This is a genomic window from Streptococcus sp. KHUD_015, assembly GCF_051106265.1.
Taxonomy (GTDB): Bacteria; Bacillota; Bacilli; order Lactobacillales; family Streptococcaceae; genus Streptococcus.
Genome location: NZ_CP193665.1, coordinates 22,819 through 49,297 on the forward strand (window position 1 = coordinate 22,819; position 26,479 = coordinate 49,297).

The 26,479-nt window shown below is 40.1% G+C and carries 28 protein-coding genes and 1 riboswitch; of the genes, 21 read left to right on the forward strand and 7 right to left on the reverse strand.

All coding sequences use genetic code 11. The features are described 5' to 3' along the window. Nucleotides 1-35: 35 nt before the first annotated feature. The 5 genes from mreC to tsf all read left to right on the forward strand — a co-directional run bounded on the left by mreC (nt 36) and on the right by tsf (nt 4,743). Entirely contained in the window at nt 36-854 is an 819-nt protein-coding gene (gene mreC, locus ACORHU_RS00120) for a rod shape-determining protein MreC (protein WP_061088577.1), read from the forward strand. Further along, complete coding sequence (gene mreD, locus ACORHU_RS00125) at nt 854-1,348, forward strand: rod shape-determining protein MreD (protein WP_061088576.1); 495 nt, start codon at nt 854-856, stop codon at nt 1,346-1,348. The genes mreC and mreD overlap by 1 nt, the downstream gene beginning before the upstream one ends. A gap of 93 nt (nt 1,349-1,441) precedes the next feature. Continuing rightward, nucleotides 1,442-2,629, forward strand: coding sequence for a peptidoglycan hydrolase PcsB (gene pcsB / locus ACORHU_RS00130; RefSeq protein WP_020900974.1), 1,188 nt, complete (start codon nt 1,442-1,444; stop codon nt 2,627-2,629). 215 nt (nt 2,630-2,844) lie between these two features. Then, nucleotides 2,845-3,624, forward strand: a complete 780-nt coding sequence (gene rpsB / locus ACORHU_RS00135) for a 30S ribosomal protein S2 (protein WP_000268459.1) — start codon at nt 2,845-2,847, stop codon at nt 3,622-3,624. Between the two features lie 78 nt (nt 3,625-3,702). Beyond that, on the forward strand, nt 3,703-4,743 hold the full coding sequence (tsf, locus tag ACORHU_RS00140) for a translation elongation factor Ts (protein ID WP_033682512.1): 1,041 nt from the start codon (nt 3,703-3,705) through the stop codon (nt 4,741-4,743). A 120-nt stretch (nt 4,744-4,863) separates the two neighbouring features. On the opposite strand, the gene cysK is transcribed toward tsf, so the two are convergent. The 3 genes from cysK to ACORHU_RS00155 all read right to left on the reverse strand — a co-directional run bounded on the left by cysK (nt 4,864) and on the right by ACORHU_RS00155 (nt 6,981). Further along, nucleotides 4,864-5,790 (reverse strand): cysteine synthase A, encoded by a 927-nt coding sequence (gene cysK / locus ACORHU_RS00145; protein ID WP_061088575.1) that lies wholly within the window; start codon nt 5,788-5,790, stop codon nt 4,864-4,866. A 96-nt stretch (nt 5,791-5,886) separates the two neighbouring features. Continuing rightward, nucleotides 5,887-6,330: a PH domain-containing protein gene (locus tag ACORHU_RS00150; RefSeq protein ID WP_061088574.1), complete on the reverse strand. Its 444-nt coding sequence runs from the start codon at nt 6,328-6,330 to the stop codon at nt 5,887-5,889. Nucleotides 6,331-6,345: 15 nt separating this feature from the next. Further along, nucleotides 6,346-6,981: a YigZ family protein gene (locus ACORHU_RS00155; RefSeq protein WP_061088573.1), complete on the reverse strand. Its 636-nt coding sequence runs from the start codon at nt 6,979-6,981 to the stop codon at nt 6,346-6,348. A gap of 56 nt (nt 6,982-7,037) precedes the next feature. On the opposite strand from ACORHU_RS00155, the gene ACORHU_RS00160 reads away from it, so the two are divergent. From ACORHU_RS00160 to ACORHU_RS00225, 14 genes are all read left to right on the forward strand, one after another. Next, a complete protein-coding gene (locus ACORHU_RS00160) occupies nt 7,038-8,336 on the forward strand; it encodes a DEAD/DEAH box helicase (protein WP_061088572.1) in 1,299 nt (432 codons plus the stop codon). Then, nucleotides 8,333-8,995, forward strand: coding sequence for a ComF family protein (locus ACORHU_RS00165; protein ID WP_434364511.1), 663 nt, complete (start codon nt 8,333-8,335; stop codon nt 8,993-8,995). The genes ACORHU_RS00160 and ACORHU_RS00165 overlap by 4 nt, the downstream gene beginning before the upstream one ends. Before the next feature lie 79 nt (nt 8,996-9,074). Beyond that, nucleotides 9,075-9,623 (forward strand): ribosome hibernation-promoting factor, HPF/YfiA family, encoded by a 549-nt coding sequence (hpf, locus tag ACORHU_RS00170; protein WP_000599100.1) that lies wholly within the window; start codon nt 9,075-9,077, stop codon nt 9,621-9,623. 135 nt (nt 9,624-9,758) lie between these two features. Beyond that, entirely contained in the window at nt 9,759-11,732 is a 1,974-nt protein-coding gene (locus ACORHU_RS00175; RefSeq protein WP_061088570.1) for a DHH family phosphoesterase, read from the forward strand. Next, entirely contained in the window at nt 11,729-12,181 is a 453-nt protein-coding gene (gene rplI / locus ACORHU_RS00180) for a 50S ribosomal protein L9 (protein WP_020900968.1), read from the forward strand. The genes ACORHU_RS00175 and rplI overlap by 4 nt, the downstream gene beginning before the upstream one ends. A 43-nt stretch (nt 12,182-12,224) precedes the next feature. Beyond that, the gene (dnaB, locus tag ACORHU_RS00185; protein WP_000852491.1) at nt 12,225-13,583 is read left to right on the forward strand and encodes a replicative DNA helicase; all 1,359 of its coding nucleotides are present in this window, start codon (nt 12,225-12,227) and stop codon (nt 13,581-13,583) included. Further along, on the forward strand, nt 13,580-13,846 hold the full coding sequence (locus tag ACORHU_RS00190) for a Veg family protein (protein WP_000128619.1): 267 nt from the start codon (nt 13,580-13,582) through the stop codon (nt 13,844-13,846). The genes dnaB and ACORHU_RS00190 overlap by 4 nt, the downstream gene beginning before the upstream one ends. 88 nt (nt 13,847-13,934) lie before the next feature. After that, entirely contained in the window at nt 13,935-15,050 is a 1,116-nt protein-coding gene (gene cbpD, locus ACORHU_RS00195; RefSeq protein ID WP_061088569.1) for a choline binding-anchored murein hydrolase CbpD, read from the forward strand. 82 nt (nt 15,051-15,132) lie between these two features. Further along, nucleotides 15,133-15,235: riboswitch (TPP riboswitch) on the forward strand. Nucleotides 15,236-15,304: 69 nt separating this feature from the next. Continuing rightward, nucleotides 15,305-15,595: a thiamine-binding protein gene (locus ACORHU_RS00200; RefSeq protein ID WP_061088568.1), complete on the forward strand. Its 291-nt coding sequence runs from the start codon at nt 15,305-15,307 to the stop codon at nt 15,593-15,595. Further along, nucleotides 15,558-16,316: an ABC transporter permease gene (locus ACORHU_RS00205; RefSeq protein WP_162492368.1), complete on the forward strand. Its 759-nt coding sequence runs from the start codon at nt 15,558-15,560 to the stop codon at nt 16,314-16,316. Before ACORHU_RS00200 ends, ACORHU_RS00205 begins: the two co-directional genes overlap by 38 nt. Before the next feature lie 38 nt (nt 16,317-16,354). Then, nucleotides 16,355-17,362: an ABC transporter substrate-binding protein gene (locus tag ACORHU_RS00210; protein ID WP_102211479.1), complete on the forward strand. Its 1,008-nt coding sequence runs from the start codon at nt 16,355-16,357 to the stop codon at nt 17,360-17,362. Continuing rightward, nucleotides 17,362-18,090, forward strand: a complete 729-nt coding sequence (locus tag ACORHU_RS00215) for an ABC transporter ATP-binding protein (protein WP_000136219.1) — start codon at nt 17,362-17,364, stop codon at nt 18,088-18,090. Before ACORHU_RS00210 ends, ACORHU_RS00215 begins: the two co-directional genes overlap by 1 nt. 118 nt (nt 18,091-18,208) lie before the next feature. After that, nucleotides 18,209-18,667: a CtsR family transcriptional regulator gene (locus ACORHU_RS00220; RefSeq protein ID WP_001211275.1), complete on the forward strand. Its 459-nt coding sequence runs from the start codon at nt 18,209-18,211 to the stop codon at nt 18,665-18,667. 1 nt (nt 18,668) lies between these two features. After that, a complete protein-coding gene (locus tag ACORHU_RS00225) occupies nt 18,669-21,101 on the forward strand; it encodes an ATP-dependent Clp protease ATP-binding subunit (protein WP_434364512.1) in 2,433 nt (810 codons plus the stop codon). Between the two features lie 73 nt (nt 21,102-21,174). Here the strand turns inward: ACORHU_RS00225 and ACORHU_RS00230 are convergent, their stop codons facing one another. Continuing rightward, nucleotides 21,175-21,405 carry a hypothetical protein gene (locus tag ACORHU_RS00230; RefSeq protein WP_000933114.1) on the reverse strand — a complete coding sequence of 77 codons (231 nt, stop codon included), beginning with the start codon at nt 21,403-21,405 and terminating at the stop codon, nt 21,175-21,177. 278 nt (nt 21,406-21,683) lie between these two features. On the opposite strand from ACORHU_RS00230, the gene ACORHU_RS00235 reads away from it, so the two are divergent. Continuing rightward, nucleotides 21,684-22,367 carry a hypothetical protein gene (locus ACORHU_RS00235; RefSeq protein WP_219967454.1) on the forward strand — a complete coding sequence of 228 codons (684 nt, stop codon included), beginning with the start codon at nt 21,684-21,686 and terminating at the stop codon, nt 22,365-22,367. Between the two features lie 85 nt (nt 22,368-22,452). On the opposite strand, the gene ACORHU_RS00240 is transcribed toward ACORHU_RS00235, so the two are convergent. From ACORHU_RS00240 to hslO, 3 genes are read right to left on the reverse strand one after another with little or no spacing between them, the layout of a single operon-like run. Then, nucleotides 22,453-23,004: a cysteine hydrolase family protein gene (locus ACORHU_RS00240; protein ID WP_219967452.1), complete on the reverse strand. Its 552-nt coding sequence runs from the start codon at nt 23,002-23,004 to the stop codon at nt 22,453-22,455. A 1-nt stretch (nt 23,005) separates the two neighbouring features. After that, nucleotides 23,006-23,986 (reverse strand): tRNA dihydrouridine synthase DusB, encoded by a 981-nt coding sequence (dusB, locus tag ACORHU_RS00245; protein WP_000183308.1) that lies wholly within the window; start codon nt 23,984-23,986, stop codon nt 23,006-23,008. Then, on the reverse strand, nt 23,973-24,845 hold the full coding sequence (gene hslO, locus ACORHU_RS00250) for an Hsp33 family molecular chaperone HslO (protein ID WP_434364513.1): 873 nt from the start codon (nt 24,843-24,845) through the stop codon (nt 23,973-23,975). The genes dusB and hslO overlap by 14 nt, the downstream gene beginning before the upstream one ends. Before the next feature lie 164 nt (nt 24,846-25,009). Here hslO and ACORHU_RS00255 point away from each other — a divergent pair, with 164 nt between their 5' ends. Continuing rightward, entirely contained in the window at nt 25,010-26,437 is a 1,428-nt protein-coding gene (locus tag ACORHU_RS00255) for a helix-turn-helix domain-containing protein (protein WP_434364514.1), read from the forward strand. The last annotated feature ends 42 nt before the right edge of the window (nt 26,438-26,479 follow it).

Genomic DNA, 26,479 nt, shown 5'->3' on the forward strand with positions numbered 1-26,479 from the left:
GTTACTGTAACAGTTTTTGATATAAAGGTAGGGATATGAACCGTTTTAAAAAATCAAAATATGTCATTATTGTTTTTGTCATTGTTCTGCTTGTGTCAGCTCTCTTGGCGACGACTTATTCAAGTACAATTGTGACAAAATTAGGAGATGGAATCTCATTGGTTGATAGGGTTGTACAAAAACCTTTTCAGTGGTTTGATTCTGTCAAATCAGATTTGGTTCACTTAACACGAACATATAATGAAAATGAAAGTTTGAAGAAACAGATTTACCAGTTAGAAGTTAAATCAAATGAGGCGGAAAGTTTAAAGACGGAAAATGAACAACTGCGCCAATTGCTTGATATGAAGTCCAAGTTGCAAGCCACAAAGACTTTAGCAGCAGATGTTATTATGCGTTCTCCGGTATCTTGGAAGCAGGAATTGACCTTAGATGTAGGCAAATCAAAAGGGGCTTCTGAGAACATGTTAGCTATTGCAAATGGTGGCTTGATTGGGAGTGTTTCAAAAGTAGAGGAGAACTCTACTATAGTCAACCTTCTGACAAATACGGAAAATGCTGATAAGATTTCTGTTAAAATTCAACATGGTTCTACTACAATTTATGGGATTATTGTTGGTTTTGACAAGGAAAATGAAGTTCTTAAAATTAGCCAATTAAATAGCAATAGCGATATTAGTGCAGGAGATAAGGTGATAACGGGTGGATTAGGAAACTTTAACGTTGCGGATATTCCTGTTGGTGAAGTGGTTGCCACAACGCATAGTACAGACTATTTGACACGGGAAGTAACTGTTAAATTGAGTGCAGATACTCATAATGTGGATGTGATAGAATTAGTGGGGAATTCATAATGAGACAGCTGAAGCGGGTTGGAGTGTTTTTATTGCTTCCTTTCTTTGTTCTAATTGACGCCCATATTAGTCAGCTTATGGGCTCATTTTCCCCACATGTACATTTGGCTAGTCATTTTCTGTTTTTATTTCTATTATTTGAGACGATAGAAGTATCAGAGTATTTCTACCTCGTCTATTGTTTTGTGATAGGCTTGGTTTATGATGTTTACTTTTTCCATCTAATAGGGATTGCAACTCTCTTATTTATCTTATTGGGAGCCTTTCTTTATAAGTTGAATAGTGTTATTTTATTGAATCGTTGGACAAGAATCTTGGCTATGATTGTTATGAGTTTTCTATTTGATATGGGAGCTTATCTCTTTGCATTAGCGGTAGGTTTAACTGTAGATAGTCTGCCGATTTTTATCGTTTATAGTCTAGTACCATCCATGATTTTAAATCTTGTGTGGATGCTTATTTTTCAGTTTATTTTTGAAAAATATTATCTATGAGAAAGAAACAAAAATGTAACAAAGGCGTAATATTCATTAGGCCTTTTTTTGGTATACTAGTATTGTCTTTAAAAGAAGGAGTATCTACGTAATATGAAGAAAAAAATCTTAGCGTCACTTTTATTAAGTACAGTAATGGTTTCTCAAGTAGCTGTTTTAACAACTGCGCATGCAGAAACGACTGATGACAAAATTGCTGCTCAAGATAATAAAATTAGTAACTTAACAGCACAACAACAAGAAGCCCAAAAACAAGTTGACCAAATTCAGGAGCAAGTATCAGCTATTCAAGCTGAGCAATCTAACTTGCAAGCTGAAAATGATAGATTGCAAGCAGAATCCAAAAAACTTGAGAGTGAGATCACAGAACTTTCTAAAAACATTGTATCTCGCAATGATTCTTTGGAAAAACAAGCTCGTAGTGCTCAAACAAATGGAGCTGCAACTAGCTACATCAATACGATTGTAAACTCAAAATCAATTACAGAAGCTATTTCACGTGTAGCAGCAATGAATGAAATTGTATCTGCTAACAACAAAATGTTGGAACAACAAAAAGCAGATAAAAAAGCAATTTCTGAGAAGCAAGTGGCAAACAATGACGCAATTAATACAGTAATTGCAAATCAACAGAAATTGTCTGATGATGCACAAGCTCTAACAACGAAACAAGCTGAGTTGAAGGCTGCAGAATTAAATCTTGCTGCTGAAAAAGCGACAGCAGAAGATGAAAAAGCAAGTTTGCTAGAGAAAAAAGCAGAAGCAGAAGCGGCAGCAAAAGCAGCAGCAGAGGCAGAAGCAGCTTACAAGGCAAAACAAGTAAGTCAACAACAAACAGTTGTTGCTTCTGGAAATACGACTTTTGCAGCACAGGTTCAAGCTGTAGCTTCTTCGGAATCAACAACATACACTCCTGTGGCAGTCAAACAACGCCCAACATACAGTACAAATGCTTCAAGTTATCCAATTGGAGAATGTACATGGGGAGTTAAAACATTAGCACCTTGGGCTGGAGACTATTGGGGTAATGGAGCACAGTGGGCTACAAGTGCAGCTGCTGCAGGATTCCGTACAGGTTCAACACCTCAAGTTGGTGCGATTGCATGTTGGAATGATGGTGGATATGGACACGTAGCGGTAGTCACTGCTGTAGAATCAACAACACGTATCCAAGTGTCAGAATCAAATTATGCTGGTAATCGCACGCTTGGAAATCATCGTGGATGGTTCAATCCGACAACTACGTCGTCAGGTTTTGTAACATATATTTATGCAGATTAATTAGAAAAGGAGACTTAATAGAGTCTCTTTTTTAGTGGCGATAGTCTCTCTAAAAAAATTCTTAAAAAACTTGAAAATATTGAAAAAGTATGGTAAAATGAAACTTGTCGTGTGAACGATAATACTCATTCTTGATGAATTGTGAGACAGTTGCCCTTGGGTCGTTTTGCGAGTTGAAGTCAAGAAGAGGAAAAAAACAAAAAGGAGAAATACTCATGGCAGTAATTTCAATGAAACAACTTCTTGAGGCTGGTGTACACTTTGGTCACCAAACTCGTCGCTGGAACCCTAAGATGGCTAAATACATCTTTACAGAGCGTAACGGAATCCACGTTATCGACTTGCAACAAACTGTAAAATACGCTGACCAAGCATACGACTTCATGCGTGATGCAGCAGCTAACGATGCAGTTGTATTGTTCGTTGGTACTAAGAAACAAGCGGCTGATGCAGTTGCTGAAGAAGCAGTACGTTCAGGTCAATACTTTATCAACCACCGTTGGTTGGGTGGAACTCTTACAAACTGGGGAACAATCCAAAAACGTATCGCTCGTTTGAAAGAAATCAAACGTATGGAAGAAGATGGAACTTTCGAAGTTCTTCCTAAAAAAGAAGTTGCACTTCTTAACAAACAACGTGCACGTCTTGAAAAATTCTTGGGTGGTATCGAAGATATGCCTCGTATTCCAGATGTGATGTATGTAGTTGACCCACATAAAGAGCAAATCGCTGTTAAAGAAGCTAAAAAATTGGGAATCCCAGTTGTAGCGATGGTTGACACAAACACTGATCCAGATGATATCGATGTAATCATCCCAGCTAACGATGACGCTATCCGCGCTGTTAAATTGATTACAGCTAAATTGGCTGACGCTATCATCGAAGGACGTCAAGGTGAAGATGCAGCAGCAGTTGAAGCAGAATTTGCAGCTTCAGAAGCTCAAGCAGATTCAATCGAAGAAATCGTTGAAGTCGTAGAAGGCGACAACGCTTAATTCATATAAATAGTAATTACCTAGGAGGGCGGGGCTTAGCCCGGCTCTCCTATTTTTAAAAAATATAGGAGAATCAAAATGGCAGAAATTACAGCTAAACTTGTAAAAGAGTTGCGTGAAAAATCTGGTGCCGGTGTTATGGACGCTAAAAAAGCGCTTGTAGAAACAGACGGTGACATCGAAAAAGCGATTGAATTGCTTCGTGAAAAAGGTATGGCTAAGGCAGCTAAGAAGGCTGACCGTGTTGCTGCAGAAGGTTTGACTGGTGTTTACGTTAACGGTAATGTTGCAGCAGTTATTGAAGTAAACGCTGAAACTGACTTCGTTGCGAAAAATGCTCAATTCGTTGAATTGGTAAATACTACAGCTAAAGTTATTGCTGAAGGAAAACCTGCTAATAATGAAGAAGCACTTGCTTTGACAATGCCTTCAGGTGAAACTCTTGAAGCTGCATACGTATCTGCAACAGCAACTATCGGAGAAAAAATCTCATTCCGTCGCTTTGCATTGATTGAAAAAACAGATGCACAACACTTTGGAGCATACCAACATAATGGTGGACGTATCGGTGTTATTTCAGTTGTTGAAGGTGGAGACGAAGCTCTTGCTAAACAATTGTCAATGCACATCGCAGCGATGAAACCAACAGTTCTTTCTTACAAAGAATTGGATGAGCAATTCGTTAAAGATGAGTTGGCACAATTGAACCACGTTATCGACCAAGACAACGAAAGCCGTGCAATGGTTAACAAACCAGCTCTTCCACACTTGAAGTATGGATCAAAAGCTCAATTGACTGATGAAGTAATTGCGCAAGCTGAAGCTGACATCAAAGCTGAATTGGCTGCAGAAGGTAAACCAGAAAAAATCTGGGACAAAATCATCCCAGGTAAAATGGATCGCTTCATGCTTGATAACACTAAAGTTGACCAAGCTTACACACTTCTTGCACAAGTTTACATCATGGATGACAGCAAGACAGTTGAAGCATACCTTGAATCAGTTAACGCTTCAGTAGTTGAGTTCGCTCGCTTTGAAGTTGGTGAAGGTATTGAGAAAGCTGCAAATGACTTTGAAGCTGAAGTTGCAGCTACAATGGCAGCAGCCTTGAATAACTAATAATAAAAAGGAAGCCAAATTGCTTCCTTTTTCTATGCAATCGATCTTTATAGGGAGATGTTCCTACTTTTAAGGTATAAATAAAAAGCCCTATAATAAGGGCTAAATGTATTTAGGAGACTACACTTCAAATTCATAGAGTGCTGTAGACAAATAACGTTCACCGTTATCTGGTGCTAGAGCAAGGACTTTTTTACCTGTACCTAATTTTTTGGCAACCTCGATGGCTCCGTAGATGGCTGCAGCTGAAGAAATCCCTACAAGGAAGCCTTCTTTTCCGCCAATTTCACGACCGAGTGCGAGAGCGTTGTCTGATGTTACACGAACGATACCATCATAAGCCTTTGTATCCAGTGTATCAGGAATAAATCCAGCTGAGATACCTTGAATTTTGTGAGGACCAGGTTTTTCACCAGATAGAATAGCAGATTCGTCTGCTTCCACTGCATAAACTTGAATACTTGAATTTGCTGTTTTGAGTGCATGAGAAACACCAGAAATTGTTCCACCGGTACCAACTCCAGCAACAAAGGCATCTAGTCCATCTTTACCGAAAGCAGCTAGTATTTCAGCTCCTGTTGTTCTTTCGTGTACTTCTGGATTAGCTGGATTGTCAAATTGAAGAGGAAGGAAACCATCACGTTCAGCAGCGATTTCTTGAGCTTTGGCAATAGCGCCTTTCATTCCCTCACTACCAGGAGTTAGGACGAGTTCAGCACCATAAGCTTGGATAATCTTACGTCGTTCTACACTCATAGTTTCAGGCATAACGATGACGACTTTATACCCTTTAGCAGCACCTACCCATGAAAGTCCAATACCAGTGTTTCCACTTGTTGCTTCAACAATAGTAGAGCCAGGTTTCAGAATACCGTCTTGTTCAGCTTTTTCAATCATGCTAAGGGCAATACGGTCTTTTACCGATGAACCAGGGTTAAATGCTTCAATCTTTACATAGACGTCCGCAGCACCTTCTGGCACAATGTTGTTGAGTTTAACAATCGGTGTTTGTCCGATTAGTTCAGTAATGTTGTTATAAATAGACATATGAATACCTCTTTATATAAGATATTTCTAGTATAACGCTATCTATACCATTTGTAAAATATAGAAATCCTATCGAAGTGATAGGATTTTTTTATATCATAGGTCTAAGCCATTAATTTTCAAGCGATTGTGATAAGCTAATTCTAATAAATAGGTGTAAAGTGGAACGATATCCGTTTTCTTAGGGAATTCAAATTTATGAGCACTAAAATGCTCATTATGTGCTTTTAGAAAGACATTTTCTAAATAAGTAATAGTAATTTCACTATCATCTATACCTGCTCCAGCAGTTTCCATTTCAACGTTAACAATGTTCATCAAAAAGATTGATTTAATAGACATCTTACGACCGGTAGCGCCTTGTTTATCTGTAAAGATAATACGTATATTTGTAAATATAATTGAGTCACGAATCAGTTTATATCCACTTTGAATTTCCTCATTTTCTAGTAGATATTGTCCATATTCTTTGATAAGAGTTTCTTTGTTTTGCTCGCTAAAGTTACCAGCTAGTCCTTGAATGAATTTACCAAATGCCATATTTTTCTCCTTTATTTACACTAAGTTTACAGGAACTTCAACTTCTCGTAAATCTTGATCAGTTAAAGTGACCTTTCCATTAAAAAACTCTACAAGTGCAGCTTTAATATTTTCTTTTTCTTCTTTATCAACATAAATCATTGTATTGACTTGATCTGTAAAGTTTGTATCCAGCTCCATGAGAGTATGTTCTTTAAGGAAGTTATTATATTCTTGGTACTGAGCGTAGGACATTTGAATAGAAATTCCAGCTTGTTCCTTTATTTCAATAATGCCAATTTCTTTGACAGCTAAGGCAACACTGCCAGCGTAAGCACGAATCAATCCTCCAGCGCCTAGTTTAATACCACCAAAGTAGCGCGTCACTACCACACAGACATTGGTCAGATTGTGATTTTCTAGCACCCCAAGCATGGGAACGCCAGCAGTACCACTAGGTTCACCATCATCACTTGTACGTTTGATTTCACTACGTTCCCCAATAATGAAGGCAGAGCAGTTATGCGTAGCTTTGTAGTGCTCTTTCTTGATGGCAGTAATGAAGTCATGAGCCTCTTCTTCGCTATAAACACGCTTGGCATGACAGATAAAGCGAGATTTTTTGATTTCTTCTTGGACTTGACCGTCCTCTTTAATTGTTCTAAATTCCATGATTTAATTGTACTAAAAAATCATCTAAAGCGCTAGGTTTTTACGAATAAAGAAGTATGAAAGTAAATCCAAATTATCTCGGTCGTTTGTTTACGGAGAATGAATTAACAGAAGAGGAACGTCAGTTGGCGGAGAAACTTCCAGCAATGAGAAAGGAGAAGGGGAAACTTTTCTGTCAACGTTGTGATAGTACTATTCTGGAGGAATGGTATTTGCCCATTGGTGCTTACTATTGTCGAGAGTGCTTGCTGATGAAGCGAGTCAGGAGTGACCAAGCTTTATACTATTTTCCGCAGGAGGATTTTCCTAAACAGGATGTTCTTAAATGGCGTGGTCAATTAACTCCTTTTCAAGAGAAGGTGTCAGAGGGACTGATTCAAGCAGTAGACAAGCAAGAGCCAACTTTAGTTCACGCGGTGACAGGGGCTGGAAAGACAGAAATGATTTATCAAGTTGTGGCTAAGGTGATCAATGCGGGTGGTGCAGTTTGTTTAGCCAGTCCTCGCATAGATGTTTGTTTGGAGCTGTACAAGCGCCTGCAAAATGATTTTTCTTGTGAGGTAGCCCTCCTACATGGAGAATCGGAACCTTATTTTCGAACACCATTAGTTGTTGCGACGACTCATCAGTTATTGAAATTTTATCAAGCTTTTGATTTACTGATAGTGGATGAAGTAGATGCCTTTCCTTATGTTGATAATCTAACGCTTTACCATGCTGTCAAGAATAGTGTAAAGGAGAATGGGCTGAGAATCTTTTTAACAGCGACTTCGACAGATGAATTAGATAGGAAAGTCCGTTTAGGAGAATTAAAAAGACTGAGCTTGCCTAGACGATTCCATGGGAATCCGTTGATTATTCCTAAACCAGTTTGGTTATCGGATTTTAATCGTTATTTGGATAAAAATCGTTTGTCACCAAAGTTAAAGTCTTATATTGAGAAACAGAGAAAGACAGCTTATCCGTTACTCATTTTTGCATCAGAAATTAAGAAAGGAGAGCAACTAAAAGAAATTTTACAGGAGCAATTTCCAAATGAGAAAATTGGTTTTGTGTCTTCTGTCACAGAAGATCGATTGGAGCAAGTACAAGCTTTTCGAGACGGAGAACTGACAATACTTATCAGTACGACGATATTGGAACGTGGAGTTACCTTCCCTTGTGTGGATGTTTTTGTAGTAGAGGCCAATCATCGTTTGTTTACCAAGTCTAGTTTGATTCAGATTGGTGGACGAGTTGGACGAAGCATGGATAGACCGACAGGAGATTTGCTTTTCTTTCATGACGGATTAAATGATTCAATCAAGAAGGCGATTAAGGAAATTCAGCAGATGAACAAGGAGGCAGGGTTATGAAGTGTTTGTTATGTGGGCAGACTATGAAGACTGTTTTAACTTTTAGTAGTCTCTTGTTTTTGAAGAATGATGACTCTTATCTTTGCTCAGGCTGTGATTCTACTCTTGAGAGGATTGGAGAAGAGCACTGTTCAAACTGTATGAAAACAGGTTTGTCAACAAAGTGTCAAGATTGTCAATTTTGGTGTAAAGAAGGAGTTGAAGTCAGTCATAGAGCGATTTTTACTTACAATCAAGCTATGAAGGATTTTTTCAGTCGGTATAAGTTTGACGGAGACTTCCTTTTAAGAAAAGTTTTCGCTTCAGTTTTAAGTGCGGAGTTGAGAAAGTACAAAGAGTATCAATTTGTTGTAATTCCCCTAAGTCGTGATAGATATGCTGACAGAGGATTTAATCAGGTTGAAGGTTTAGTTGAAGCAGCAGGTTTCAAGTATCTGGATTTATTAGAGAAAAGAGAAGAGAGAGCTAGTTCTTCTAAAAGTCGCTCAGAACGCTTGACGACAGAACTTCCTTTCTTTATTAAAAGTGGAGTCAGCATTCCTAAGAAAATCCTACTTATAGATGATATTTATACTACAGGAACAACTATAAATCGTGTGAAGAAATTGCTGGAAGAAGCTGGTGCTGAGGATGTAAAAACTTTTTCTCTTGTAAGATGAGGAAAAAATTTGCAAAAAAAAAATGAAAGCGTTATAATGAAATCAGAAAAACAAAAATGTTTAGAAAGAAGGTACTCATATGATTAAATATAGTATCCGTGGTGAAAACCTAGAAGTAACAGAAGCAATTCGTGATTATGTAGTTTCTAAACTCGAAAAGATCGAAAAGTATTTTCAAGCTGAACAAGAGTTGGATGCTCGAGTTAACTTGAAGGTGTATCGTGAAAAAACGGCTAAAGTGGAGGTGACGATTCCGCTTGGATCAATTACTCTTCGTGCAGAAGATGTGTCTCAAGATATGTATGGTTCAATTGACCTTGTAACCGATAAAATTGAACGTCAGATTCGTAAAAATAAAACAAAAATTGAGCGTAAAAATAAAAACAAGGTAGCAACTAGTCAATTATTTACAGATGCCTTGGTGGAAGATCCAAATGTTGTCCAGTCTAGAGTTGTTCGTTCAAAACAAATTGATTTAAAACCAATGGATTTGGAAGAAGCTATTCTACAGATGGATTTGTTGGGACATGATTTCTTTATCTATGTGGATGTTGAAGATCAAACAACTAATGTGATTTATCGTCGTGAGGATGGCGAAATTGGTTTGTTAGAAGTTAAAGAATCTTAATTTCAATATGTGTAAAGGAAGGTTTACTGAATTGTAAACCTCCTTTTTATTATAGTTTGTAGAATTGCTAATTACACTTTTAAAAAGTCGCTTTTTGGTGGTTATTATGGTATAATGGGTGCCAAGAGGTTTGGAATGAAAAAATTTTATGTAAGTCCTATTTTCCCCTTAATATTAGGAATAGTGGCGTTCGGAGTGCTATCTGTGCAACTTGTTTTTGTAACGAATACACTGGTAACGCTATTTCTTTTGCTACTTATTTTGGGTTCATATATTTTACTATTCATCCATCAAAGAGACTACTACTCAAGGAGTGAAGTAGAACAAATCCAGTATGTAAACCACCAAGCTGAAGATAGTTTGACAACCTTGTTAGAACAGATGCCTGTCGGAGTCATTAAATTAGACTTGTCGTCAGGTGACGTTGAATGGTTTAATCCTTATGCTGAATTGATTTTGACTAATGAAGTGGGCGAGATTGATGTGGCATTAATTCAAACAATTATCAAGGCTTCTGTGGGGAACCCAGGTTCTTATGCTACCTTGGGTGAGACCCGTTATTCGGTTCATATGGACAAGGTGTCTGGGGTTCTTTACTTCTTTGATGTGTCTGGTGAATATGAAGCGACTGTTGAGTTAGTAACGAGTCGGCCTGTGATTGGAATCGTTTCTGTTGATAATTACGATGATTTAGAAGATGAAACATCAGAGTCTGATATTAGTCATATCAATAGTTTTGTGGCCAATTTTGTTTCAGAATTTGCTGGAAAACATGCCATGTTCTCTCGTCGAGTGAGTATGGACCGTTTCTATCTCTTTACGGACTACACGGTACTTGAGGGATTGATGAATGATAAATTTTCTGTTATTGATGCTTTCAGAGAAGAGTCCAAACAGAGACAGTTACCTTTGACCTTAAGTATGGGCTTTTCTTATGGTGATGGAAATCATGATGAAATAGGGAAAGTTGCTTTACTCAACTTGAACTTGGCTGAAGTGCGTGGTGGAGACCAGGTGGTTGTCAAGGAGAATGATGAAACGAAAAATCCCGTTTATTTTGGTGGTGGGTCTGCTGCGTCAATCAAACGTACACGGACTCGTACGCGCGCTATGATGACAGCTATTTCAGATAAGATTCGGAGTGTGGATCAAGTTTTTGTAGTTGGTCACAAAAATCTAGATATGGATGCTTTGGGTTCTGCTGTAGGTATGCAGTTGTTTGCTAGCAATGTGACTGAAAATAGTTATGCTCTTTATGATGAAGATCAAATGTCACCAGATATTGAACGAGCTGTTTCATTCTTAGAAAAAGAAGGAGTTACGAAGTTGTTGTCTGTTAAGGAGGCGATGGGCTTGGTGACCAATCGTTCTTTGTTGATTCTTGTAGACCATTCGAAGACTGCCTTAACTTTATCGAAAGAATTTTATAATTTATTTACCCAAACCATCGTCATTGACCACCACAGAAGGGATCAGGATTTTCCCGATAATGCCGTTATCACTTATATCGAAAGTGGTGCAAGCAGTGCCAGTGAGTTGGTAACGGAATTGATTCAGTTCCAGAATTCTAAGAAAAATCGTCTGAGTCGTATGCAAGCCAGTGTCTTGATGGCTGGTATGATGCTGGATACTAAAAATTTCACTTCACGAGTGACTAGTCGGACATTTGATGTTGCGAGTTATCTCAGAACGAGAGGAAGTGACAGTATTGTCATCCAAGAAATTGCTGCGACAGATTTTGAAGAATATCGTGAGGTCAACGAACTGATTTTACAGGGGTGTAAATTAGGTTCAGATGTATTGATAGCAGAGGCTCAGGACTCGAAATGCTATGATACAGTTGTTATTAGTAAGGCAGCAGATGCCATGTTAGCTATGTCAGGTATTGAAGCGAGTTTTGTTCTTGCGAAGAATACACAAGGATTTATCTCTATCTCAGCTCGTAGTCGTAGTAAATTGAATGTACAACGGATTATGGAAGAGCTAGGTGGTGGGGGCCACTTTAATTTGGCAGCAGCTCAAATTAAAGATTTAACCTTGTCAGAAGCAGGTGAAAAACTGACAGAAATTGTATTAAATGAAATAAAGGAAAAGGAGAAAGAAGAATGAAAGTAATCTTTTTAGCAGATGTTAAAGGAAAAGGAAAAAAAGGCGAAATTAAGGAAGTACCAACAGGGTATGCGCAAAACTTTCTTATCAAAAAGAATCTAGCCAAAGAAGCAACTGCTCAAGCGGTAGGTGAGCTTCGTGGTAAACAAAAATCTGAAGAAAAAGCTCACGCTGAGATGATTGCAGAAGCAAAAGCAATTAAAGCCCAACTTGAAGCAGAGGAAACTGTTGTAGAATTTGTTGAAAAAGTTGGTCCAGATGGCCGTACTTTTGGTTCTATTACCAATAAGAAAATTGCGGAAGAATTGCAAAAGCAATTTGGGATCAAGATTGATAAACGTCATATCCAAGTACAAGCTCCGATTCGAGCAGTTGGTTTGATTGATGTGCCAGTGAAAATCTATCAAGATATCACAAGTATCATCAATCTTCGTGTGAAAGAAGGGTAAATTTACACCTTCTTGACAAGATTGTAAAAGGAAGGGAAGCCAGATGGCAGAAGTAGAAGAGTTACGGGTACAACCTCAAGATATCTTAGCTGAGCAATCCGTTTTGGGTGCTATCTTTATTGATGAGAGTAAGCTTGTTTTTGTACGAGAATATATTGAGTCTCGGGACTTTTTTAAGTATGCCCATCGTTTGATTTTCCAAGCCATGGTTGATTTATCGGATCGTGGCGATGCTATAGATGCAACAACGGTTCGTACCATTCTTGATAATCAAGGTGATTTACAGAATATTGGTGGCTTGTCTTACTTGGTTGAGATTGTCAATTCTGTGCCAACTTCTGCTAATGCAGAGTACTATGCTAAGATTGTTGCAGAAAAAGCCATGCTACGGCGTTTAATCGCTAAGTTGACAGAGTCTGTCAATCAAGCTTACGAGGCTTCACAACCAGCTGATGAAATTATTGCTCAGGCAGAAAAAGGGTTGATTGATGTCAGTGAAAATGCTAATCGAAGTGGATTTAAGAATATTCGAGATGTGTTGAATGTCAACTTTGGAAATCTGGAAGCTCGCTCGCAACAAACGACTGATATTACAGGGATTGCGACAGGCTATCGTGACTTGGATCATATGACGACTGGTTTGCATGAGGAGGAGTTGATTATCCTAGCAGCTCGTCCAGCTGTCGGTAAGACAGCCTTTGCCTTGAATATTGCTCAGAATATTGGGACCAAGTTGGACAAGACGGTAGCTATCTTTTCGCTCGAAATGGGTGCGGAAAGTCTAGTGGATCGTATGTTGGCTGCAGAAGGGTTGGTTGAGTCGCATTCTATTCGTACGGGTCAACTGACTGATGAGGAATGGCAAAAATATACCATTGCTCAAGGGAATCTAGCCAATGCAAGTATCTATATTGATGATACTCCAGGAATTAGGATTACAGAGATTCGATCACGTTCACGTAAATTGGCTCAAGAAACTGGAAATCTTGGTTTGATTTTGATAGATTACTTGCAGCTTATCACGGGAACTGGCCGAGAAAACCGCCAACAAGAAGTTTCAGAAATTTCACGTCAGTTGAAAATTTTAGCTAAGGAACTGAAAGTTCCAGTAATCGCTCTAAGTCAGCTTTCTCGTGGTGTAGAACAACGTCAGGATAAGAGACCGGTCTTGTCTGATATTCGTGAATCGGGATCTATCGAGCAGGATGCTGATATCGTAGCCTTTCTTTATCGTGACGATTACTATGAGCGTGGTGGTGAAGAAGAGGAAGGTATCCCAAATAATAAGGTAGAAGTTATCATTGAGAAAAACCGTAGTGGAGCTCGTGGAACTGTGGAATTAATTTTCCAAAAAGAATACAATAAATTTTCAAGTATATCAAAAAGGGAGGAAATAAGATGACAGATGCATTTACAGATGTAGCTAAGATGAAAAAAATTAAAGAGGAAATCAAGGCGCATGAGGGTCATGTAATCGAAATGACTTTGGAAAATGGGCGTAAGCGCCAAAAAAATAGATTGGGTAAGCTAATTGAAGTTTATCCATCCCTATTTATCGTGGAATTTGGGAACGTTGAAGGAGATAAACAAGCTAATGTTTATGTTGAGTCCTTTACTTACTCAGATATTCTTACAGAAAAGAATTTGATTCATTATCTTGACTAAAGTGAGAAATTTTCTCACTTTTTCTTTTTTCTCCGAATAGTTTAAGTGAAGGTAATCTTCAATTTATATTATTTTTCAAGGAGGAAGAATGAAAGTTTTACCATTCAAAGTAACAGAGACAGGATTTTCTTTGAGAAAATCAGTTAAAAAGGTTGTTCCTTTTTTAGTAGCAGGATTGATGCTAGCAGCAAGTGATAGTGTATATGCCTATTCTGGAGGAAATGGATCGATTGCGCGTGGGGATGATTATCCTGCTTACTATAAAAATGGGAGTCAGGAAATTGATAAGTGGCGCATGTACTCTCGTCAGTGTACTTCATTTGCAGCCTTTCGATTGAGTAGTGTCAATGGTTTTGAGATTACAGGAGCTTATGGAAATGCGAATGAATGGGGCTATCGTGCTCGTCGTGAAGGCTATCGTGTAGATAGTGTACCAACGATTGGATCGATTGCTTGGTCTACTGCAGGAGGATATGGTCATGTTGCCTGGGTTTCAAATGTAATGGGGGATAATATAGAAATTGAGGAATACAACTATGGTTATACAGGATCCTATAATAAACGAATTATAAAAGCCAATACGATGACAGGATTTATTCATTTTAAAGATTTGGATGGGGGTAATGTAGTAAGTAGTGGCAAAGTATTCGATAGTCAACCGTTGTCTTCGACAGGAGGAACACATTATTTTAAGAATAAGGCAGCTATAAAAAATCAACCTTTAGTTAGTGCAACTTCAATTGCATATTATTCTCCAGGTGAGAGTGTTCATTATGATCAGGTACTTGAAAAAGATGGGTACAAGTGGTTGAGTTATATATCTTATAGTGGAAGTCGTCGTTATATTCAGTTAGAGGAGGTTGCGTCATCGCAGAATCAAACAGAAGGTAGTTCCAATGATGTTCTGACTGTTGGTTGGAAGAAAATAAATGGTAGTTGGTATCATTTCAAATCAAATAGTTCTAAATCAACAGGATGGCTGAAAGACGGTTCTAGTTGGTATTATTTGAAATCATCTGGTGAAATGCAGACAGGATGGTTAAAGGAAAATGGTCTGTGGTACTATTTGGACAGTTCAGGTGCAATGAAAACAGGATGGTACCAAGTATCTGGTAAGTGGTATTATTCTTACTCTTCAGGCGCTTTAGCTGTTAATACGACAGTGGATGGCTACAGAGTAAACAGTGATGGAGAACGAGTATAGAAAATGAGAGTAGGAAAAATTTCCTGCTCTTTTCTGTAAGCAGTTTCCTTGACTTTTTTTTTGTTTTGCGCTATCATATGTCCATATAATGTATGGGAGTCTGTGTACAGTCTGAGAGGAAGTGTTAAACTTCGACCGCACCTGATCTGGGTAATGCCAGCGTAGGGAACGATACTTAGTCTATTCTTGACCTTTTCCATATATGGTAAAGGTTTTTCTTTTTATAAAGAGGAAAACGAGAAGAGGAGGTTGTTATGAAAGCAAGCATTGCCTTGCAAGTTTTACCCCTATCACAGGGGATTGATCGGATTACTGTTATCGATCAGGTTATTGCTTATCTGCAAGCTCAAGAAGTGACCATGGTAGTGACACCATTTGAAACGGTCTTGGAAGGGGAGTTTGATGAGCTCATGCGCATTCTCAAAGAAGCGCTAGAAGTGGCAGGGCAGGAGGCAGATAACGTCTTTGCCAATGTCAAAATAAATGTAGGAGAGATTTTAAGTATTGATGAGAAACTTGAAAAGTATACTGAGACGACACATTAGTCTATTGGGCTTTCTCGGAGTCTTGTCAATTTGGCAGTTAGCAGGTTTTCTTAAACTTCTCCCCAAGTTTATCCTGCCGACACCTCTTGAAATTCTCCAGGCCTTTGCTCGTGATAGAGAATTTCTCTGGCACCATAGCTGGGCCACCTTGAGAGTGGCTTTACTGGGGTTGGTTCTAGGAGTCTTGATTGCCTGTCTCATGGCTGTGCTTATGGACAGTTTGACTTGGCTTAATGACCTGATTTACCCTATGATGGTGGTCGTCCAGACCATTCCGACCATTGCCATAGCTCCTATCTTGGTCTTGTGGCTAGGTTATGGGATTTTGCCCAAGATTGTCTTGATTATCTTGACGACAACCTTTCCTATCATAGTCAGCATTTTGGATGGTTTTAGGCATTGTGATAAGGATATGCTGACCCTATTTAGTCTGATGCGGGCCAAGCCTTGGCAAATCCTGTGGCATTTTAAAATTCCAGTCAGCCTGCCCTACTTTTATGCAGGTCTGAGGGTCAGTGTCTCCTACGCCTTTATCACAACAGTGGTATCTGAGTGGTTGGGAGGCTTTGAAGGACTAGGTGTCTACATGATTCAGTCCAAGAAACTGTTTCAGTATGATACCATGTTTGCTATTATTATTCTGGTATCGATTATCAGCCTTCTTGGTATGAAATTGGTCGATATTAGTGAAAAATATGTTATTAAATGGAAACGTTCGTAGAATTAGAATGTTTCTGAAAAAGAAAAGAGGAAATCAAAATGAAGAAAACATGGAAAGTGTTTTTAACGCTTGTGACAGCTCTTGTAGCTGTTGTGCTTGTGGCCTGTGGTCAAGGAACTGCTTCTAAGGATAACAAAGAAGCAGAACTCAAGAAAATTGACTTTATCCTAGACTGGACACCAAATACCAACCACACAGGGCTTTATGTTGCCAAGGAAAAAGGCTATTTCAAAGAAGCTGGAGTGGATGTTGACTTGAAATTGCCACCAGAAGAAAGTTCTTCTGACTTGGTTATCAATGGTAAGGCACCATTTGCAGTGTATTTCCAAGACTACATGGCTAAAAAATTGGAAAAAGGTGCAGGAATCACTGCCGTTGCAGCTATCGTTGAGCACAATACATCAGGAATTATTTCTCGTAAATCTGACAATGTAAGCAGTCCGAAGGACTTGGTTGGTAAGAAATACGGGACTTGGAATGACCCAACTGAACTTGCTATGTTGAAAACATTGGTAGAATCTCAAGGTGGAGATTTTGAAAAAGTTGAAAAAGTACCAAATAACGATTCAAACTCGATCACACCGATTGCCAATGGAGTCTTTGACACTGCTTGGATCTACTATGGATGGGATGGAATTCTTGCTAAATCTCAAGGCGTAGAGGCTAACTTCATGTATTTGAAAGACTACGTCAAGGAATTTGATTACTACTCACCAGTTATCATCGCAAACAACGACTATTTGAAAGACAACAAAGAAGAAGCTCGCAAAGTCATCCAAGCTATCAAAAAAGGTTACCAATATGCTATGGAGCATCCAGAGGAAGCGGCAGATATCCTCATCAAGAATGCACCTGAACTTCAGGAAAAACGTGACTTTGTCATCGAATCTCAAAAATACTTGTCAAAAGAATACGCAAGCGACAAGGAAAAATGGGGTCAATTTGACGCAGCTCGCTGGAATGCCTTCTACAAATGGGATAAAGAAAATGGTATCCTTAAAGAAGACTTGACAGACAAAGGCTTCACTAATGAATTTGTGAAATAATGACAGAAATTAGACTAGAACACGTCAGTTATGCCTATGGTCAGGAGAGGATTTTAGAAGACATCAACCTGCAGGTGACTTCAGGTGAAGTGGTTTCTATCCTAGGCCCAAGTGGTGTAGGAAAGACCACCCTCTTTAATCTAATCGCTGGGATTTTAGAAGTCCAGTCAGGGAGAATCGTCCTTGATGGGGAAGAAAATCCCAAGGGGCGCGTGAGTTATATGTTGCAAAAGGATTTGCTCTTGGAGCACAAGACGGTGCTTGGCAATATCATCCTGCCCCTCTTGATTCAAAAAGTGGATAAGGCGGAAGCCATTGCCCGCGCGGATGAAATTCTTGCTACCTTCCAGTTAACGGCGGTACGGGACAAGTATCCTCATGAACTTAGTGGGGGGATGCGCCAGCGTGTAGCCTTACTCCGGACCTACCTTTTTGGGCACAAGCTCTTTCTCTTAGATGAGGCATTTAGCGCCTTGGATGAGATGACCAAGATGGAACTCCACGCTTGGTACCTTGAAATTCACAAGCAGTTGCAGCTAACAACCTTGATTATTACTCACAGTATCGAGGAGGCTCTCAATCTTAGTGACCGCATCTATATCTTGAAAAATCGTCCTGGGCAGATTGTTTCAGAAATTAAACTAGATTGGTCTGAAGATGAGGACAAGGAAGTCCAAAAGATTGCCTACAAACGTCAAATCTTAGCAGAATTAGGCTTAGATAAGTAGAAAAAGAGGGAGTTGGTGAAGATTATCCTTTACCAGCGCCCTTTTTCTTTTAAAAATGAGAAAAATTCGGTATAATAGTCAAAGATAGTCAAGGTTTAAAGAGAGAGGTGGGTTTGTAATGAGATTTAAAAATACATCGGATCATATTGAGGCCTACATCAAGGCGATTTTAGATCAATCTGGTATCGTGGAGTTGCAACGGAGTCAGTTGGCAGATACCTTTCAGGTTGTTCCTAGTCAGATTAACTACGTGATCAAGACACGCTTTACGGAAAGTAGAGGCTACTTGGTTGAAAGTAAGCGTGGTGGCGGAGGCTACATTCGTATAGGACGGATTGAGTTTTCTAGTCATCATGAAATGCTCCGGGAGTTGCTTTACTCAATTGGTGAGCGGGTCAGTCAAGAAATTTATGAGGATATTCTCCAGCTTTTGGTTGAGCAGGAATTGATGACCAAGCAAGAGATGAATTTGCTGGTAGCAGTAGCTTTGGATCGCGTTCTAGGAGAAGAAGCTCCAGTCCTTCGTGCAAACATGCTACGACAGGTCATACAAGAGGTAGATAGAAAAGGGAAGTAAGATGAACTATTCAAAAGCATTGAATGAATGTATCGAAAGTGCCTACATGGTTGCTGGCCATTTTGGAGCTCGTTACCTAGAGTCTTGGCACTTGTTGATTGCCATGTCCAATCACAGTTATAGTGTGGCAGGGGCAACTTTAAATGATTATCCATATGAGATGGACCGTTTAGAAGAGGTGGCCTTGGAACTGACTGAAACGGACTATAGCCAGGATGAAACCTTTACGGAATTGCCGTTTTCCCATCGTTTGCAGGTCCTTTTTGATGAAGCAGAATATGTGGCGTCAGTGGTCTATGCTAAGGTGCTAGGGACTGAGCACATCCTCTATGCGATTTTGCATGATGGCAATGCCTTGGCGACTCGTATCTTGGAGAGGGCTGGTTTTTCTTATGAAGACAAGAAAGATCAGGTCAAGATTGCAACCCTTCGTCGAAATTTAGAAGAACGAGCAGGCTGGACTCGTGAAGATCTCAAGGCTTTACGCCAACGCCATCGTACAGTAGCTGACAAGCAAAATTCTATGGCCAATATGATGGGCATGCCGCAGACTCCGAGCGGTGGTCTCGAGGACTATACGCATGATTTGACAGAGCAAGCGCGTTCTGGCAAGTTAGAACCAGTTATCGGTCGGGACAAGGAAATCTCGCGTATGATTCAAATCTTGAGTCGAAAGACCAAGAATAATCCTGTCTTGGTTGGGGATGCTGGTGTCGGGAAAACAGCCTTGGCGCTTGGTCTCGCTCAGCGTATTGCTAGTGGTGATGTACCTGCAGAAATGGCTAAGATGCGCGTGTTAGAGCTTGATTTGATGAACGTTGTTGCAGGGACACGCTTCCGTGGTGACTTTGAAGAACGTATGAACAATATTATCAAGGATATTGAAGAAGATGGTCAAGTCATCCTCTTTATCGATGAACTTCACACTATCATGGGTTCTGGTAGTGGGATTGACTCAACTCTGGATGCGGCTAATATCTTGAAGCCAGCCTTGGCGCGTGGAACTTTGAGAACGGTTGGTGCCACCACTCAGGAAGAGTACCAAAAACACATTGAAAAAGACGCAGCCCTTTCTCGTCGTTTCGCCAAAGTAATGATTGAAGAGCCAAGTGTGGCAGACAGCATGACCATTTTGCAAGGCTTGAAAGCGACCTATGAGAAGCATCACCGGGTGCAAATCACAGATGAAGCGGTTGAAACAGCCGTTAAGATGGCCCATCGTTACTTGACTAGTCGTCACTTGCCAGACTCTGCTATTGATCTCTTGGATGAAGCAGCGGCAACAGTGCAAAATAAGGCAAAGCATGTAAAAGCAGACGATTCAGGTTTGAGTCCAGCTGACAAGGCCTTGATGGATGGCAAGTGGAAACAGGCAGCTCAGCTAATCGCAAAAGAAGAGGAAGTGCCTGTCTATAAAGACTTGGTGACAGAGTCTGATATTTTGACTACCTTGAGTCGTTTATCAGGTATTCCAGTCCAAAAACTGACTCAGACTGACGCTAAGAAATACCTGAATTTGGAAGCTGAATTGCACAAACGTGTCATCGGCCAAGATCAAGCTGTTTCAAGCATTAGCCGTGCCATTCGCCGCAACCAGTCAGGGATTCGCAGTCACAAGCGTCCGATTGGTTCCTTTATGTTCCTAGGACCCACAGGTGTCGGTAAGACCGAATTGGCCAAGGCTTTGGCAGAAGTTCTCTTTGATGACGAATCAGCTCTTATTCGCTTTGATATGAGTGAGTATATGGAGAAATTTGCAGCCAGCCGTCTCAATGGAGCTCCTCCGGGCTATGTGGGGTATGAAGAAGGTGGGGAGTTGACGGAGAAGGTTCGCAATAAACCATACTCTGTTCTCCTCTTTGATGAGGTAGAAAAAGCCCACCCAGACATCTTTAATGTTCTCTTGCAGGTCTTGGATGACGGTGTCTTGACAGACAGTAAGGGACGCAAGGTCGACTTTTCAAATACCATTATTATTATGACATCAAACCTTGGTGCGACAGCCCTTCGGGATGACAAGACAGTTGGCTTTGGAGCTAAGGATATCCGTTTTGATCAGGAGAATATGGAAAAACGCATGTTTGAAGAGTTGAAAAAGGCTTATAGACCGGAGTTTATCAACCGTATTGATGAAAAGGTGATCTTCCATAGCCTGTCTAGCGATCATATGCAGGAAGTAGTGAAGATTATGGTCAAACCTTTAGTGGCAAGTTTGGCTGAAAAAGGTATTGACTTGAAATTACAAGCTTCAGCACTGAAATTGTTGGCAAACCAAGGATATGACCCAGAGATGGGAGCTCGTCCACTTCGCAGAACTCTGCAAACAGAAGTGGAGGACAAGTTGGCAGAACTTCTTCTTAAGGGAGATTTGGTGGCAGGCAACACACTTAAGATTGGTGTTAAAGCAGGCCAGTTAAAATTTGATATTGTATAAAAAGCGAGGTCGGGACAAAGTTCCCGACCTCTTTATGTACCATCATGAGATGGTTTTGCTGTTGCGACTGTTTTTAGGGGTGGCTATCTTTCTTAGGATTACTCAATATGTGAGTAAAGAAGTCTTTGTATTTATATTTTAAATAGGTTTCGTGTAAATACAATAAAGCTACGTAGACAATCATAAAAACGATAGTTAAGAAGAACAAATCAAATGTTGTTTGAGCGTAATGAGTAGCTGCCCCGTAAGAAGCGAAAGCATCTAAAATTAGCCAAGGAAGATACTTGAAATACTTATTTAGCATGAGAGTGCACCTCCTATATTCTATTTCAATGTTATTATATTCCTTCACACTCAATAATGCAAGCGATTACACAAAGGGGATTTAAACAATTTTAATCAAAATAGGAATTTTTTTCTATTTTATTACGAATAGAAGAGTAGGAGGAGTAAATGTATCTAAAGTATTTAAGATTTTTAAAATAGTTTAGATAAATTGTTGACATGTTTAAAATGCAATGTTACAATTATATTACAAAAAGATTTCTTTATATTTCTAAAACATTACAAAGGAGTAGAAAAATGAAAAAGAAAACCTATATCAAATTGATGGCAGCAACTGTATTGGCTTCTACCTTGCTATTGGGAGCTTGTGGAAATAAAAAGGAAACAACTCAAGTAAGCAGTTCTGTTAAGACAAGCCAATCATCAGGTTCTAAAGCAGTTTCTGCTAGCAAAGAAAGCAAGACTCAGAAGTCCTCAAGTTCAGCTTCATCTGAAAAGGCTAAGGCGTCTACTGATCAATCTTCAGCAAGTGCGACACCATCACAAGTGGCACCTGCACCAGAGCAAAGACAAGGTCAAGAAGTGGCTAATCAACAAACTCCTGCTCAGGCTCCTTCAACTCAACAGTCTCCTCAAGCCCAGTCTAACCAGTCAGGCTATGATCCTACAACTGACCGCAAACTTCAAGACAAACAAGCAGAGCAAAATAAACGCTACAAGGGTGTTCTAACAATGGTGAACGGTGATTTCTCAGCTGCAGCGGGCAATTGGAAGGGAGCAAATGGCGAAACCATCACAGTTTCATCAGGTGGTCAATTTACAGTAGAATCTGCTGATGGAAAGAAAGAAAACTACTCTATCAGAGGCTACTCTTATACTCTTGATGATGGTAAGTATAATGCCAAAATTGGTGGAGGAAAAGTCATCCAAATTACAACAGGAGCGGATGGTAAGGTTTCTAGTGTTGCTTTGAGTCAATAACAACCCTCAGTATTTGAATTTTTACAATCAAAGAAAATCCGTCAGCTCAATAAGAGTTGACGGATTATTTTGGCTCTATATTATTTTATACTTGTACTTGGGTTAAAAATTCTTCTGTAGTAAGAATTTGAGCAAACTCATCTTGTAGAGAAAGGAGATTAATCTCATGGATAGTCTCAGGAGAGATGGCCTGACCGTTTTTGTTAGATAGGGTAAAACTGGCAGTAGCATCTGCTAGTAAAGTGACTTCAAAACCAAGATTTGCTGCCATTCGTGTCGTAGTAGATACACAATGAGGCAGGGTCAAACCAACAACGACTAAATGACAAATCTGATTTTTTCGTAAATAGGTTTCAAGATTTGTTCCAATAAAGGCGCTATTAACCGTTTTTTGAAAGATAGGTTCGGAAGCAACTGGTTCAAATCCACTTTTAAACTCCTGATTTTGTTTGTTATGAAATTGCGACTGGGGATTGTCAGATATGTGTTGAACATGTAAGACTGGGAGATCGTGTTTACGAAAGTATGCCAGTACCTTCAGTGCTTGATATTCAGCTTGAGGGTTATTTCGTTCTCCCCAGATAGGGCTATTAAATGCTTTTTGCATATCGATAACCAGTAGAGCAGTATGAACCATTTTAAGCTTTATCCAATTGTAAGAGAGCTTCAATCTCTGCTAGAGTGCTAGCTTGTGAAATAGCTCCACGAAGTTTGGCAGCGCCAGATGTTCCACGGAGGTAGTGAGGAGCGAGTCCTCGGAATTCACGAACTGCGACGTTTTCCCCTTTGAGGTTAATCAAGCGTTTCAAGTGTTCGTAGGCGATTTTCATCTTGTCTTCAAAAGTCAAATCAGGGAGGATTTCTCCTGTTTCAAAGTAATGGTTGATTTGGTTGAAGAGGTAAGGATTTCCCATGGCAGCGCGGCCAATCATAACTGCGTCAGCACCAACTTCTTCGATGCGTTGTTTGGCTTCTTGGACAGTACGGATATCACCGTTGGCGATAAATGGAATCTTGGTCAAAGCTTGAGCGACCTTGTGAAGGGTCTCAAGGTCTGCATGACCTGTATACATTTGTTCGCGTGTACGACCATGCATAGCAAGGGCAGAAACACCTGCAGCTTCAGCAGCGAGGGCATTTTCTACTGCAAGAGATGGGTCAGCCCAGCCGGTACGCATTTTGACAGTAAGGGGAATATCAAGGACAGATTGAACCTTGTTGATGATAGAGTAGATCTTATCTGGATCCTTGAGCCACATAGCGCCAGCTTCGTTCTTCACGATTTTGTTAACTGGACAGCCCATGTTGATATCAACGATATCGGTCTTGGTATTTTCTTGGATAAATTCTGCTGCGCGTGCTAGGCTATCTTCATCGCTACCAAAAAGTTGGATAGAGACAGGGTTTTCGCCTTCATCGATATGAAGCATATGCAGGGTTTTTTCGTTGTTGTATTGGATTCCTTTGTCAGAGACCATTTCCATGACAACGAGTCCAGCTCCGAGCTCCTTTGCAATGGTACGAAAGGCTGAGTTGGTCACGCCAGCCATGGGTGCTAAAACGGTACGATTGGGAATCTCAACATTGCCAATCATAAAAGGTGTATTAAGATTTGTCACGAATGAGTTCCTCCAGGTCGTTTTCATCAAAGTTGTAAGTTGTTTGGCAGAATTGACAAGTGATTTCTGCTCCGTGGTCTTCCTCTTTCATTTCCTGTAAGTCTGAGCTTGGAAGGCTGGCAAGAGCATTCATAAAGCGTTCATGGCTACAGTCACATTGGAAACGGATTTCTTCTTCAGAAAGACGCTTGTAGGCTTCGTCACCGTAGATTGCCTTGAGGAGGGCTTCGATATGGTCTTCACTCTCTAGAAGAGTTGATATAGCTGGCATTTCTTGGATGCGTTTTTCAAATCGAGCAATCTCTTCTTCCTTGGCTCCTGGCAAGACTTGGACTAGGAAACCACCTGCAATCTTGACCTTATCTTCTTCGTCTAAAAGGACATTGAGACCGACTGCTGAAGGGGTCTGTTGGCTTTCAGTCAGGTAAAAGGCAAGGTCTTCACCGATTTCTCCAGAGATGAGGGGAGTCATAGAGGTGTAAGGATTTCCAATGCCGTAGTCTGTGATAACGAGGAATTGACCGTTTCCAACAAAAGGTCCGACTAGGACTTCACCAGTTGCAGTCTTTTTGATGTCGACACCAGGATTTTGAACGTATCCTTTGACATTCCCCTTGGTATCAGCGACGGTGATGATGGCACCTAGGGAGCTAGATCCCAGCACCTTAACTGTTAGTTTAGTATTTCCTTTTTCATTGGCTGCGAGAATCTGGCTAGCAATAAGAGTTCGACCAAGCGCGACTGTTGAGCTAGCTTGGGTTTGGTGTTTTTCTTGAGCAGTGCGGACGGTTTCTGTACTATCAAGGACAAAAGCACGAAAGGCTCCGCTTTCTGATATAGTTTTAATAATTTTATCCATAGCTACTATTTTAGCATAAAAATGCCCAAAGGGGGAGCCGTGTGTTTGCTGATTTTCAGGATAATGGATAAGGAAATCAGCAGGTAAATAAAAAGAGAAACAGATTATTTCAGCATTTGTAAGATTTATGCTATGCTTAAGGTAGAAAATGAAAGGGGTAACAAATGTATTTAGGAGATTTGATGGAAAAGGCCGAATCTGGCCAATTTTCAATCCTTTCCTTTCTATTACAAGAGTCTCAGACGACTGTCAAGGCTGTAATGAAGGAAACAGGATTTTCAAAAGCAACTCTAACCAAATATGTCACCCTGCTTAATGAAAAGGCTTTGGATAGTGGCTTAGAGCTGAACATCTCCTTAGAAGATGAAAATCTGCGCCTGTCGATCGGTGCAGCTACCAAGGGGAGAGATATTCGGAGCCTGTTTTTGGAGAATGCTGTTAAATACCAGATTTTGGTCTATCTTCTCTACCACCAACAGTTTTTAGCCCATCAGCTGGCTCAAGAATTGATGATTAGCGAGGCTACGCTTGGTCGTCACTTGGCTAGTTTAAATCAGATTTTGTCAGAATTTGACTTATCCATCCAAAATGGACGTTGGCGAGGTCCAGAGCATCAGATTCGTTACTTTTATTTTTGTCTTTTCCGCAAGGTCTGGTCCAGTCAGGAGTGGGGAAGCCACATGCAGAAACCAGAGAGAAAGCAGGAAATTGCTACACTAGAAGAAATCTGCGGTGCGAGTTTGTCTTCGGGGCAGAAATTAGATTTGATTCTCTGGGCTCACATTAGTCAACAACGCCTTCGGGTCAATGCTTGTCAGTTTCAAGTGATAGAAGAGAAAATGCAAGGGTATTTTGATAATATTTTCTACCTTCGTTTGCTCAGAAAGGCTCCGTCCTTTTTTGCTGGGCAACATCTTCCTCTAGGAACTGAGGATGGAGAGATGATGATTTTCTTTTCTTTCCTCTTGTCTCATCGTATTCTTCCCCTTCATACCATGGAGTATATCCTTGGTTTTGGAGGGCAGTTGGCAGATTTGCTGACGCAATTGATTCAAGAAATGAAGAAGGAGGATTTGCTGGGCGGTTATACAGAGGACCATGTCACCTATGAACTCAGTCAGCTTTGTGCTCAAGTCTATCTCTATAAGGGCTATATTTTACAGGATCGCTACAAGTACCAGTTAGAGAATCGTCATCCATATTTCCTGATGGAACATGATTTTAGGGAAACAGCAGAGGAGATTTTTCATGCCTTGCCCGCTTTTCAGCAGGGGACGGATTTGGATAAGAAAATTCTCTGGGAATGGCTCCAGTTGATCGAATATATGGCTGAAAATGGTGGCCAGCATATGCGGATTGGTCTGGATTTGACATCTGGTTTTCTTGTCTTTTCAAGGATGGCAGCCATTTTGAAACGGTATTTGGAATACAATCGTTTTATTACCATTGAAGCCTATGACCCTAGTCGGCATTATGATTTGCTGGTTACCAATAACCCTATTCATAAGAAGGAACAGACACCAGTCTATTATTTAAAAAACGACTTGGATATGGAAGATTTGGCAGGGATTCGTCAGTTATTATTCACTTAAAAGGCTTGGTTGTTTCAGGTCTTTTTTGTGAAATTTACACAA